Raw genomic sequence first — 13,375 nt, 5'->3', positions numbered from 1 at the left:
CTTTTCACATTTTTTAATTAATATTGTACCTTATAATTGATAAATCGAAAGTATTATGTTAGAAGAAAAAGGTACTTCTGAAAATCCACAAGAAAATAATTCTGAAAAGGATCAAGAGAAGGATAATGTGAATGCCACATCAGAAAATCAAGAAGCTGTTTCAGATAAAGAAGAAAAAACTGAAGAAATTTCCGAGCAGGAAAACGAAAAAATAGAAAATGCTTCAGATTCAGAAAATGAGGAAGAACAAGATCAAGATGATCATGAAGAGCTTCCAGACTATTCAGAATTCAGTAAGGAACAGTTAGTTGAGGTAATTAAAGAAATTTCAAAAAGCGATAATTTCAGAAAAGCAGATAGAATTATAAATGAAATTAAGCCGCTCTATGATGAAATGTATAATGCTGAAAGAAAAGAAGCATTAGACAAGTTTCTAGCTGAAGGTGGGGAAGAGGCTGATTTTGCCATGAAGCATGATGAGCTAAATGAACGTTTCGAAGCAAATTATCAATTATATAGGGATAGAAGAAAAAAACATTATAAGGAGCTTGAACACCAAAAAGACGAGAACCTTAAAACTAAACAAGCCATATTAGATCGCTTAAGAGAATTAGTCGATAGCGAAGAGACTATCACTGGTTTAAATGTCATTAAAGAAATTCAGAAAGAGTGGAAAGCAGTTGGTCCGGTTCCTGGAAATCAATCCAAAACACTTTGGGCTAATTATAATGCCTTATTAGATCGCTATTATGATCAAAGAAGCATTCTTTTTGAATTAAAAGAGTTAGATAGAAAGAAGAATTTAGATGCGAAATTAAAGCTTTGTGAACAAGCTGAAGAATTAGCACAGTCAGAAGACGTCCCATATGCTATTAAGCATTTAAATGATCTACATGAAGAGTATAAACATATAGGTCCCGTTCCGAAGGAAGAACAAGAGCCTTTATGGCAAAGATTTAAAGCAGCTTCAGATGCTATATATGAAAAGCGTAAGGAGTTTGTTAAAAATTTAAAAGAAATACAAACAGAAAACCTTGAAAAGAAAAAGCTAATAATTGAAAAATTGAATCCATTTACTGAATTTGATTCTGATAGAATTAAAGAATGGAATGCCAAAACAAAGGAAATATTAGCTATTCAAAAAGAGTGGGAAGCGACAGGGCAAGTACCTAAAGAAAATGCCAAAGATATTAATAAAGCCTTCTGGGGTAATTTTAAGCAATTCTTTACAAATAAACATGAGTTCTTTAAGCGTTTAGATAGTATGCGCGAAGAGAATCTTAAGAAAAAACAGGAATTTGTTAAAAAAGCGCAAGAATTATCTGAAAGTACAGAATGGAATAAAACAGCTGATCAATTAAAAGCACTACAGAGACAGTGGAAAGAGGTAGGTCCTGTTCCAGAGAAGTATAGAGAGAGTGTTTACAAAGAATTTAAGGCAGCATGTGATAAATTCTTTGAAAATAAGAGAGCAGGCTCAAAAGATGCTCAGAAAGAGTATGAGGAAAATCTTAAGGCTAAAAATGACATCATCAATCAAATTAATAATCTGGAACCTGGCGATTTAGACCAATTAGAAGCCTATGAGCAAGCTTATGGAAAGATAGGTTTTGTTCCTAAGGAATCAATTCAACAAGCGAAAGAAGATTTCTCAAATGCTATTCAAGGCTTTATTGAAAAATCTGAAGATGTATTGAATGATGAGCAGAAAGAAAAAGTGAAATTGATGGCGCAAATTACAAAGATTATGGCTGGCCCTAATTCAGATCGTAAGCTTAATCAAAAAGAGAATTCAATCCGTAAGAAAATTGGAGATTTGCAAAATGATATTGTGACTTGGAAAAATAATATGGAGTTTTTCGCCTCATCAAAGACTGCTGATAAATTCAAAAAAGAATTTGAAGAAAAAATTGAAGACGCAGAAAAAGAAATCTCTCTGTTAAAGAAGCAGTTACGAATCGTTCGTTCAATTGAATAAAAATTTCTTTAAAATTTTTCTGCAAATGGGTTTGCATTAACAAAAACGGCCTTTATATTTGCATCCGCATTCAGGGAATAACAAACGGTTACAAACTGAAAAAGCTAAAAAATTAAGTTTATGCCTCCTTAGCTCAGATGGTAGAGCAACTGACTTGTAATCAGTAGGTCGTTGGTTCGATCCCGACAGGAGGCTCTCTTTTTAAAGCCATTCGCACTATTGCGGATGGCTTTTTTTTATTGATTTCTTTTAATGAAAGATAGTCGTTAGAAATTGAGCTATCATGTTATTTGATTTTGAATCATAGTATGCAGTTGGCTTAAGTTAGAGGTAGAGAATTTTTCCTTTAATTCTCCTTCTTCATAAATCCCTACAAAAGGAAGGCTGTAAGCACCTATTGCATTTACTGAATTTGGATTTTCAGAAACATCAACATCTATAAATTGTATAGATTTTTTATTTTCTATTGCTATTGATTTGTAGGATGCTTCAAAAGCATTGCATAAAGCGGAATAATCGGAATATAAACGAACTACTACTCTTTGATTTGTAAAAAGGTGCAACCAAAGATTGTCATCATTTAATTGTTCTATCATAATTTTAGTATCTAAGTAAAATTACTTACGATAAAAATAATTCTTTTAGTTTTTAGATATTTGATAAGTTCTATTAATCGAATTGTAATCATCACCAAGTATTTATTAATTTCGACCAAATATGATTGATAACTACAATAAAAGCCTAAATTGATATTTTAAATCATATAGAATTTATTAGTTTTGGTATTTGAAAAAGTAAAATGTTGATTAGAAAGTTTATATATATAGGATTCATAGCCATTTCTTTTTTTAGCTGTGTTTCTAACAAAGATATCGTGTATTTACAGCATCCAGATGACCCTGAAAAAGGTGAGGTGTCAGAATCGGATAGTATTATCAGGACTTATCAGACCTACAATAAACCGTATGAACTTCAGCCTGAAGATATTATCTCGCTTCGTATTGCCAGTTTAACTCCGGCAGAGTTTGATTTTGTGAAGCAATATGAGGAGCAATTAGGTATTATAAGAAAATTAAACCAGTATAACCAGGGTACTCAAGATGGTGGAAATCAAAATAATATGCGTATGCAGGGAATGGGTGCTGTTGGTGAGGAAGGCTCTGGTTTAATGCCCATAATGTTAGATCGGCAGCAAACTGGTTTTACTATAGATCGAAAAGGTAATTTGGAATTGCCTGAAATAGGGGAAGTGCAGTTATCTGGTTTGAGCATACGTGAAGCGGAGGAATTGATTAAGTCAAAATTGATTAATTATTTTGAAACTCCTGTTGTGCGTATTCAGCTTTTGAGTTTTCATTTTACGGTATTAGGTGAAGTGAATAATGAAGGGCGCTACACTTCTTTTGATCCTGAAACCAATGTAATTGACGCCATTACTTTAGCTGAAAACCTGACTGATTTTGCAGATAGATCCCGATTGAAGGTAGTACGTTTTAGCGGGAGTGAAGCTCAAGTGTATTATGTGAATACTTTAAGAGAAGATTTAGTATCTCAGAAAGGCTTTTATTTACAACCAAATGATCTAATTGTAGTGCCAGCATTAAGAGCAAGACAATCAAGAAGATATTTATTACCAGCTACAACAAATATTATTGGAGTTACAGCTTCCGCTTTATCTCTCATTTTGATCATCTTAAATCAGACTCAGTAAGTAATGGATGGATTTGACTTTCAAGACGAGGCTGTAAAAGAAGACAAGCCGATAGATTTTCTAAAGTATCTGCTTAAGATATTAAGAAGGTGGCCTTTTATTATTCTCTTTTTTGCTTTTACAACAACATTAGGGATTCTATACAATCGATATGCAAATCCGGTTTATTCTATAAAAGGTCAGTTTATCACTAAGAAATTTACTGAGAACAAATCAATCTTACCTGGACTCGAAGATGCAAAATATTACTTAGGGTCAAGTCAGGAAGTTTATGAGGAAATCCCCCTGTTAAAATCAAATGATAAGATAGAGGAAACTCTCAACAGACTAAATTTTAGAGTAAGTTACTTTGCGCAAGGTTATATAAAAACAACCGAGCAAAAAAGTGGGAATGGATATCAAGTTGTGATTGATACCCTAATGGGAAATAATGTGCCCTATGGATTAAAAATATTTGTTAATAAGAAGTCTGAAAACCAATTTCAATTTAATGTTGAGGGAAATCAGGATTGGGCTTCTAAATTAGAGGGGAAGAATTTTAATTATAATACCCCTTATGTAATTGGGGATTGGAAATTTGTGATAGAAGGTGGTGGGTCTTCAGCCTCAACTGATCAAGGCAAATACTTTTTTGTAATCAATAAAAAAGAAAGTCTAGTTAGTCAGTATAAGAATCGGTTAAAAATTTCATGGCAACAGCAAGGGTCTGCGATCCTGAATATGGCTATGGAAAGTGTAATTCCTGAAAAGGATATCCTTTTCATGAATACCTATTATCAGGTAGTTGAAGAATTAGGGTTAAAAGAAAAAAATCAGAATCTGGAGAATACCATCAATTTTATTGATGAACAGATGGCGATGATTTCTGACTCAATTGTTCAATTTCAGGAAACAATTGATCAACTCCAATTGGAAAATAGAGAATTGACATTAGGAAGTCAGACTATATTTTCAAAACTCAATCAATTAGATCAACAAAAAGCTGAGGTTTTATTACAAGAGCGTTATTATAATTATTTAAAATCATATATACAGCAAAATAGAACTTCTGAAGTATTTGCTCCCTCTTTAATTGGGTTAGATGCCCCAATGCTAAATGATTTAGTCAATCAATATATTCAGCAGAAACAAAAAGACAAGATTTTTAGAAATCAGGAAAATTATAAAAACCCTTTAGTAAACAGAGAAGATAGCATAAGAAAAAGGCTTGAAAAAAATATTTTCGAAGCTTTAAATAGCTACCAGAAAATAAATCGAGATACACTTTCCGCAATAAATAGGAGAAGTAATTTTTTAATGGGTTCGATTAGTGAATTACAGGGTGATATGCGAGAACTCAATCGTGCGAAAAGATTATTTGAATTGAATCAAAATTTATTTGACCTTTTTATTGAACGTAAAACTGAAGCGGCTATTTCAAAAGCTTCCGCCACATCGGATTATCAACTAATTGAAGAGCCTTCTTATTCTAATAATCCAGTTCGACCTAATTCGGAGCGTAATCTACTAATAGCGATGGCAATGGGATTGTTACTTCCAGTGGCCTTTTTCTTTATTAAAGATTTTACTAATCCACGAATAATGGATAGGGATGATTTAGATAGAAATTCCGATATGCCTTTATTGGGAAATATTGCCCACAAAATTGATGAAACGAATACCATTGTAAAGGATAGACCTAAATCTTTAGTCGCAGAATCTTTCAGAGCTTTGCGAGCTAATATGAAATATTTACAGGGTAGAGATAAAAAGCAAGCCAAAACATTTATGGTAACTTCTTCAGTGAGTGGAGAAGGAAAAACCTTTTGCTCTCTAAATTTAGCTTATACTTTAGCGGCTTCTGGTAGAAAGACTATTCTAATAGGGGCCGATATGCGTAAACCAAACTTAACTGACTTTATTGAAGCTTATCCTGATCGGGGTTTAAGTGAGTACTTGGCAGGCTATGCAGAAAAAGATGAAGTGGTTATTAATGGTGAAACGAAAAACCTTTGGTTCGTAGGAGCTGGAGCTGTGCCACCAAACCCTTCTGAGTTATTAGCAGGTGACAAGATGAACGAGTTTATGGTAAAACTTCGTGAAGAGTTTGATGCTATTATTATTGATACTTCTCCAATCGGTTTGGTCGCAGATGCTATGGAATTATTGCCACATGTAGATCATACGCTTTTAATTGTAAGACAAGGAGTGAGTATGAAACAAGCATTGAATATGGTAAATGGTCTTTATAATGAAGGCAAGATAAAACCGATGTCGGTCATTTTTAATGATATCCAATTAAGAAGAAGAGGCTATGGTTATTATGGAGGATATATTTATGGTATGGGCTATGGTGGTTATGGCTATGGTTATTATGATGAGGACAGATTGAAGAAACGTAAAGGATTGTTCAGAAGAAAGGGTTAATTAAGAATTAAGAATTAAGAATTAAGAATTAAGAATTAAGAATTAAGAATTAAGAATTAAGAATTAAGAATTAAGAATTAAGAATTAAGAATTAAGAATTAAGAATTAAATTTTTTTATTAGCCATTATCTTCCTTGCTAGGAATGAAGCAATCTAACAGTGTTAAACCATTATTCATATTACATTTTATAGCTATCCCCTTGAGGGGATTATAGGGGTGTTCTATAAGTAGTAACTATAAACTTTTGGACTTTTTACTAATAGCAATGACGATATTAATGGCAAGTAGCGTCATTCTTGATTTGATCAGGGATCTTTTGCTTTAGCTTATTATATTCGATATATTCCAAGCTTTTTGCACTCATTAAAAACAGAAAATAAAATGATTTTTTCCTTTTTGCTTGAACAAAAAGAATCAGCTAGTAAGCGGACCAGCGAAAAATTCAAGAAAGTTTAATGCTTCAAAGCACAAGGCTAGCGCTGGCCCGCTAAACTTTCGTCCAGCCCGCTTTTCCGAATGCTTCGGAAATTATGATATTAGCTATGTTTTTTTGTTGCTGATGGTTCCTACTTTCATTCCTGCGTAACCTGTCCCGTTCTGAAGGTCGGGAAGCAGGAATCTCACTTTAAATAAATATTTAGTCTAGTAAATTATTTGATGGAATTCTTTTAATACCACTCCAGAAAAAATTTTAGCGAAATTATCTCTCAACATAATAATATCAATCCCTGCAACTATCCCCTTGAGGGGATTATAGGGGTGTTTATTTTCTAATGCATTTATATGACTTCCCTATTTAAAAGCTTGTTGTTGTATCTCACTTCTTAATACTTTTTTCATTGATAAAAAAGTATCCAAAAAATCTAGGTGAAATGATGCTTCCACGCTTCTAGGCCGCCGCTGGCCCGCCATTTCACCGTTGCCTCGCGCTTTTTCGCTATCGCAAAAGTTGGGCGAATTAGCCAGAAAAATGGAAGTGACTAATTTGGAATTTTATAGGGAAAACTGCTTTCTTAACCACGATTGATCGCTAGAAGAAAGCGGGCAGGAGGACAAAAAGGCGGGGAGGGAGCTGAATTGCAGCGCGGAAGCATCTTTTTGTCATGATTTTTTCTTTCTTTTTGATCTAGCAAAAAGAAAATACAAGTATAAACTACTTGGGGTAGTAAAGGAATAAATTAAGTTTAATGTCTTTTATTACCGATTAAGCTAGACTTTTAACAGTTTTGATATTTACTTAATACTTTTTCCAATGATGAAAAAGTATGCAAAAAATCTGAGTGAAATGAAGCTGTCAGCCCTCAAGGCCTACGTTGGCCCGCCATTTCACCCTTCCTTACGCGCTTTTTCGTTTGCAGCGAAATTTGGTCGTGCTATCTTTTAATCTTCATCTGAATTAAATTCAATTCATAGAAATTTAATCAAATTAATAGGAATATATTTGTTCGAAGCGTGTGGGTGGGAAGACAAAACAGCGGGCCAGCGCAGCAGCTTTGTTTTGTCATGATTTTTTCGCTTGTCCGCTTACTAGCTGATTCTTTTTGATCTAGCAAAAAGACAAAGTAAGTCTATGAAACGATTTAATCTTTGTGAAAATAATTAAATGTATATAATCTCTTACATCTTCCCTACAATTTTTCCTTAGCTTATTGCAATTCTTTAATCTATCTACTACTTTTATTATTGAGTAGTTATTTTACTCGTTTTTTATTTAAATTTTGGCTAATTATTAGATGACAATACCTTAATTATTTGTTACCAATATTACTGTGTGAGACTATCCCCTTGAGGGGATTATAGGGGTGTTTCCTGAGAAAATCTCATTAGTACTAGCCGAATTGTTGATTTAGTTAAAATCACACAGAAAAAGCATTTTGCTAAGTTCTAATTGGGACTGAAAGGGCGAAGCTGTAAATAATTACGAATTAGTAATTGATTAATTAAGAATTGAGTTGGTTCAGTATTAAATTGAAATTGATAAAATCATACAGAAATAGTAAATTATTTAAAACTGTTGAAGGCCGAACATCCTACATCTTTCATCTAACTATTTATAAATCGCTAAAAACCTGATCACTTGACAACTTAAACACTGAATAAGTGTTAAACTTGACAACATACATTGCTCGACACCCTCATCACTTCTAAAACCCGTATTAAACTTCTGCTTAAGTTCTTCTTGAATGCGCAGACTAAGAGCTATTTGCGTTCCTTGGAAGGGGAATTCGGAGAAAGCACCAATGCCATTCGCCTAGAGCTCAATAAATTTGAGGAGGCTGGGATGTTGAAGGCAGATATCGAAGGCAATAAAAAATTATATCAGGCGAATACAAAGCACCCGCTTTTTGAAGATATTCACAACATTATCAAGAAATATATTGGAATAGACCGCGTAATAGAGCAGATCATTGGGAAAGTAGGGCAATTAGAAAAGGTATATTTGATTGGTGATTATGCGAAAGGAATAGATGGCGGAATAATAGACTTCCTATTAGTTGGTAATAAGTTTAATCATGAATACATCGCCAATATGACCGGCATAGCCGAAAAGAGAATTGATCGTAAAATTCGCTTTTTATTTATGGAGCCCACAGAGTTTGTAGGACAAGTTCCAACTGCTGAGGCGGGTTTATTGCTTTGGGAAAGTTGATTAATTATGAATAACGAATTTTGGAATTACGAAATGGTGTGCTTTAGCCTTTCCCGATTAAAATGCGGGACAAGCTATTCCTGCGTTACCTGTCCCGCACTGAAAGTCGGGAGGTAGGAATCTTAAAATACTTTATTGGAAAAACGTATAATGTAAATCTAAGTAAACAATATAACTTGAAAACCTGTCAACCTAAACACCCGACAACCTAACTAATGCTCTTTAACTCCTTTGAATTTGTTCTCTTCTTACCGCTCAGCTTTTTGCTGTATTGGTTTGTATTTAAGAAGCACCTAAAGGCACAGAATTTCTTTTTATTGGCCATTAGCTATTTATTTTATGGCTGGTGGGACTGGCGTTTTCTATCTTTGATTGCTTTTAGCTCTTTGGTAGATTTTATAGCTGGGCAGCAAATAGAAAAGAGTAGTACTAAGGCTCGAAAAAAACTTTTTCTGTGGATAAGTATTTGCACCAATTTAGGCTTTCTAGGCTTTTTTAAATACTTCAATTTCTTTGCCGAGTCTTTTGCCGATATGATGAACATGATAGGGGTGCAAGCCAACCCATGGTCATTAAATGTGATATTACCTGTAGGGATTAGCTTTTATACCTTTCAGACTATGAGCTATACGATTGACCTCTACAGAGGACAAATGAAGGCCGAAAAGGACCCAATTGCATTTTTTGCTTATGTGAGCTTTTTCCCACAATTAGTGGCGGGACCAATTGAAAGAGCAGTAAACTTATTGCCTCAATTTAAGATCAAGCGTGAGTTTACCTATGAGCAAGGAGCAGATGGCATGCGACTGATTTTGTGGGGCTTGTTCAAAAAAGTAGTGATAGCCGATAACTGCGCACTTTTTGTAAATGAAGTATTTGCTAACTACCAAAGTGCAAGTGGCCTTGAACTGATTTTAGGAGCAGTATTCTTCGCTTTTCAGATTTATGGAGACTTCTCCGGTTATTCTGATATAGCCATTGGTACTGCCAAGCTTTTTGGATTTAATCTCATGACTAATTTTAGGACACCTTATTTTTCTAGAGATATGGCAGAGTTCTGGCGCAGATGGCATATTTCCCTTTCTACTTGGTTTAGGGATTATGTGTATATCCCTTTGGGTGGCAGCAGAGTAGGCAAGGGCAGAGCCGTTTTCAATACTTTTGTGATTTTTGTAGTCTCAGGTTTTTGGCATGGTGCTAACTGGACTTTTATTGTTTGGGGCGCTTTAAATGCAATTTATTTTCTCCCACTTTTACTAATGGGTAAAAACAGGAAAAATACCGATACCGTAGCTGAAAATAGATTTCTACCCAACCTAAAAGAACTCTGGCAAATGGGGACTACATTTGCATTGACTTGTCTGGCTTGGGTGTTTTTTAGAGCCAATTCGATAGTAGATGCTAATAATTACTTTTTTGAAATTTTTCAAAGTGAATTTTTACCGTCAAATTTCTCATTATTTAAATATTATTTACCAATTATATTTTTACCATTTATATTAATTGAATGGAAAATACGTTCAAAAGGTTTTAATTCTACTGTAAAAATTCAAAATGTTATTAGTAGGATTGCAGTCTATTTTCTAATAGTAATTTTTTTAATTGTTTATGGGAATTTTAACCAAACTGAATTTATTTATTTTCAATTCTAAAAACAGATGAAATTATTTATAAAGCGATTTTTATTAGTTTCTTTTGTTTCAGTTTTAATAATACCTCCATTTATATATCTATTACATATATTATTTCCGAGCCCATTTTTACCAAATATTAACTATAAAAAGAATGGTTCAGGTCTATTAGGTGCTAAATTAGCTGAAGCTGATACGACTAGAGATATTGATGTTCTGGTGATTGGTTCATCCCATGCTTATCGGTCCATAAATACTCAAATTTTTAAGAGTATAAGTATTTTAAATTTAGGTTCTAGCGGACAGACTCCTATCCAGTCAAATTATTTATTAAATAAGTATCTAGCAGAATTAAAACCAAAAGTCATTTTATGGGAAGTTTTCCCTGGATTGTTAAATTCCGATGGGCTAGAATCCTCAATTGATTTTATATCCAATATTGAACCAAGGGTTTCTGAAATTGAAAATCAACTATTTCTAGATTCCAACGGAAAGGAAATAATTACTTTGACATATATAATTAATGTTTTTGAATTTTTTTTTAATCCAGTTAATGCTAAAACCGAAAATGAAAAAGAAATGTATTTGCCCGGAGGATTTATTATGAAAAAAAATTACCAAAATGCACATGGATTGAAAGATAGAAAAACCTATTTTGATTTTCCTCCAAATCAAAATGACAAACTGGAAAAAGGAATTTCTTTTATTCATAATACCTTGCCTGAAACTAAAATATTTCTATTTCAAGCACCAATAACAAATTATTATTTTGAGGCTATTAATAATATGCCAGAATTTGATTCATTTTTCGAATCATTGACACTAGCAGAGAATAATTTATTATACAAAAATTTTAATTTAACTAAGCAAAATAATTATAATGATTCAATCGATTTTTATGACGCAGTCCATATGACCTATATAGGTGCGAATAAATTCAGTGAAGCATTACAAAAAGATTTAAGTGTATTGATTAATGAAAGATAAAAATATTTTAATAACAGGGGCAGATGGCTTCATTGGAAGCCATCTGACTGAAAAATTGATTGATGAAGGCTATAAAGTGAAAGCCTTTGTATATTATAATTCTTTCAATTCTTGGGGGTGGTTAGATACTTTACCTAAAGATAAATTAGCGAAAATAGAACTTTTTGCTGGTGATATTCGTGATCCGAACGGGGTAAGAACGGCAATGAAGGATGTGGATATTGTTTTTCATTTGGCAGCCTTAATAGCCATTCCTTTCAGCTACCACTCACCAGATTCGTACATAGATACAAATGTGAAAGGAACGCTTAATGTTATACAAGCAGCTAAAGATTTAGGGACTGATAGGGTATTGGTTACCTCTACTTCAGAAGTATACGGAACAGCTCAGTTTGTACCTATAACCGAAGAGCATCCTAAACAACCGCAATCACCTTATTCAGCAAGTAAAATAGGAGCTGATTGTATTGCTGAGTCATTCTACAGGAGTTTTGATTTGCCTATTACCATTGTAAGACCTTTTAATACTTACGGGCCAAGACAATCGGCTCGAGCCATCATTCCCACTATTATTTCTCAGTTATTAAAAGGAGAGACAGAAATCAAGTTGGGGGATTTAAGACCAACTCGCGACCTTCTTTTTGTAGAAGATACAGCAAATGCGTTTATTGAAATAGCGAAATCAGAAAAAACGATAGGCGAGCATATTAATATCGCAACTGAATCTGAAATATCAATGCAAGAGTTAGCTCAAAATTTAATTGATATTATAAATCCTGAGGCTAAAATTATAACAGATGAAGATAGATTAAGGCCTGAAAAAAGTGAGGTATTTAGATTATTTGGCTCATCTAAAAAAATCAAAGAACTGACCAGTTGGAAAGCTCAGCATGATTTAAATTCTGGATTAAAAGAAACGATTGAATGGTTTTCAAAAGAAGAAAACTTAAGAAGCTATAAATCTGATATCTATAATATATGATTAAGCCACAAAGAACGATTATAATTGCGGAAGCCGGGGTGAATCACAATGGGGATTTTGAAAAGGCAAAGCAATTAGTCGAAGTAGCAGCTAAAGCTGGAGCTGATTTTGTAAAGTTCCAGACTTTTAAGGCGGATAAAATTGTAAGTAAAGAAGCTAAAAAAGCGGATTATCAAAGCAGAAATATTAATGACGGAGATGATTCTCAATATAATATGCTCAAAAAGCTCGAAATGTCGGAGCAATGGCACTTTGACTTAATCGAATATGCTGAAAAATTAGGAATTAAGTTTCTTTCAACAGGTTTTGATGAAGAAAGTATTGATTTTTTAGATTCGCTGAAACCGGCTTTATTTAAAATTCCATCAGGGGAAATTACAAACAAACCTTATATTGAACATATTGCCAGTAAGAAAAAACCTATTGTTTTATCAACAGGAATGGCTACAATCGATGAAATCAAAGATGCTGTTGAAACGATTGAACGAATTGGCGTAAAACGTAAAGATATTACAGTGCTGCATTGCAATACAGAATATCCAACGCCAATGGAAGATGTTAATTTAAAGGCCATGTTGCATATTCAAAAGGAACTGGGTGTTGAAATAGGTTATTCAGACCATACCTTAGGAATTGAAGTGCCAACTGCAGCTGTAGCATTAGGTGCAAAAGTAATAGAAAAACATTTTACTTTAGATAGAAATTTACCAGGACCTGACCATAAAGCTTCCTTAGAACCAGATGAACTAGTATCAATGGTGAAAGCTATTCGCAATATTGAAATTGCCATTGCAGGGAGTGGTATTAAAGAGGTGAGTAAGAGTGAGGTCACTAATAAAAAGCTGGGACGTAAAAGCATTCATATAAAGAATCACATAGGGAAAGATCAGCACTTAACCGAAGAGGACCTAATAATGCTTCGACCAGGAGATGGAATTTCTCCTATGGAGTTGGAAAGCATAATAGGGAAGAGAGCAAAGAAAGAACTTGACCCAGGATCTAAACTATCATATTCAGACCTTTATTGAT

At 33.6% G+C, this 13,375-nt stretch carries 9 protein-coding genes and 1 tRNA gene; 9 read left to right on the top strand and 1 reads right to left on the bottom strand.

Annotation, left to right across the window (positions count from 1 at the left end):
- The first annotated feature begins 55 nt into the window (after positions 1-55).
- A complete protein-coding gene (locus QYS48_RS15905) occupies positions 56-1,978 on the top strand; it encodes a DUF349 domain-containing protein (protein WP_308356788.1) in 1,923 nt (640 codons plus the stop codon).
- 122 nt (positions 1,979-2,100) lie between these two features.
- Positions 2,101-2,173, top strand: a tRNA-Thr gene (locus QYS48_RS15900).
- 86 nt (positions 2,174-2,259) lie between these two features.
- On the opposite strand, the gene QYS48_RS15895 is transcribed toward QYS48_RS15900, so the two are convergent.
- Entirely contained in the window at positions 2,260-2,574 is a 315-nt protein-coding gene (locus QYS48_RS15895) for a thioredoxin domain-containing protein (protein ID WP_302100501.1), read from the bottom strand.
- Positions 2,575-2,852: 278 nt separating this feature from the next.
- On the opposite strand from QYS48_RS15895, the gene QYS48_RS15890 reads away from it, so the two are divergent.
- The 7 genes from QYS48_RS15890 (at position 2,853) to neuB (ending at position 13,374) form a co-directional block, all read left to right on the top strand.
- Complete coding sequence (locus QYS48_RS15890; RefSeq protein WP_308356787.1) at positions 2,853-3,689, top strand: polysaccharide biosynthesis/export family protein; 837 nt, start codon at positions 2,853-2,855, stop codon at positions 3,687-3,689.
- Positions 3,690-3,692: 3 nt separating this feature from the next.
- The gene (locus QYS48_RS15885; protein ID WP_308356786.1) at positions 3,693-6,095 is read left to right on the top strand and encodes a polysaccharide biosynthesis tyrosine autokinase; all 2,403 of its coding nucleotides are present in this window, start codon (positions 3,693-3,695) and stop codon (positions 6,093-6,095) included.
- A 2,213-nt stretch (positions 6,096-8,308) separates the two neighbouring features.
- Positions 8,309-8,746: an ArsR family transcriptional regulator gene (locus tag QYS48_RS15880; RefSeq protein ID WP_308356784.1), complete on the top strand. Its 438-nt coding sequence runs from the start codon at positions 8,309-8,311 to the stop codon at positions 8,744-8,746.
- A gap of 215 nt (positions 8,747-8,961) precedes the next feature.
- Positions 8,962-10,398 (top strand): MBOAT family O-acyltransferase, encoded by a 1,437-nt coding sequence (locus QYS48_RS15875; RefSeq protein ID WP_308356783.1) that lies wholly within the window; start codon positions 8,962-8,964, stop codon positions 10,396-10,398.
- A 6-nt stretch (positions 10,399-10,404) separates the two neighbouring features.
- Positions 10,405-11,364: a hypothetical protein gene (locus tag QYS48_RS15870; RefSeq protein WP_308356782.1), complete on the top strand. Its 960-nt coding sequence runs from the start codon at positions 10,405-10,407 to the stop codon at positions 11,362-11,364.
- Complete coding sequence (locus QYS48_RS15865; protein ID WP_302100511.1) at positions 11,354-12,346, top strand: NAD-dependent 4,6-dehydratase LegB; 993 nt, start codon at positions 11,354-11,356, stop codon at positions 12,344-12,346. The genes QYS48_RS15870 and QYS48_RS15865 overlap by 11 nt, the downstream gene beginning before the upstream one ends.
- A complete protein-coding gene (neuB, locus tag QYS48_RS15860; RefSeq protein ID WP_308356781.1) occupies positions 12,343-13,374 on the top strand; it encodes an N-acetylneuraminate synthase in 1,032 nt (343 codons plus the stop codon). The genes QYS48_RS15865 and neuB overlap by 4 nt, the downstream gene beginning before the upstream one ends.
- Position 13,375: the final 1 nt, after the last annotated feature.

This window comes from Marivirga arenosa, assembly GCF_030503895.2.
In the GTDB taxonomy this organism is placed as follows: Bacteria; Bacteroidota; Bacteroidia; order Cytophagales; family Cyclobacteriaceae; genus Marivirga; species Marivirga arenosa.
The sequence above is the reverse complement of the archived record's forward strand: the minus strand, read 5'-3'. Positions and strand labels throughout refer to the sequence as shown.

Bases quoted from the DNA above. Each gene is read 5' to 3' on its own strand.
- QYS48_RS15905 (WP_308356788.1), top strand. From the start codon at position 56: ATGTTAGAAGAAAAAGGTACTTCTGAAAATCCACAAGAAAATAATTCT.
- QYS48_RS15895 (WP_302100501.1), bottom strand. From the start codon at position 2,574: ATGATAGAACAATTAAATGATGACAATCTTTGGTTGCACCTTTTTACA.
- QYS48_RS15885 (WP_308356786.1), top strand. From the start codon at position 3,693: ATGGATGGATTTGACTTTCAAGACGAGGCTGTAAAAGAAGACAAGCCG.
- QYS48_RS15875 (WP_308356783.1), top strand. From the start codon at position 8,962: ATGCTCTTTAACTCCTTTGAATTTGTTCTCTTCTTACCGCTCAGCTTT.
- QYS48_RS15870 (WP_308356782.1), top strand. From the start codon at position 10,405: ATGAAATTATTTATAAAGCGATTTTTATTAGTTTCTTTTGTTTCAGTT.
- QYS48_RS15865 (WP_302100511.1), top strand. From the start codon at position 11,354: ATGAAAGATAAAAATATTTTAATAACAGGGGCAGATGGCTTCATTGGA.
- neuB (WP_308356781.1), top strand. From the start codon at position 12,343: ATGATTAAGCCACAAAGAACGATTATAATTGCGGAAGCCGGGGTGAAT.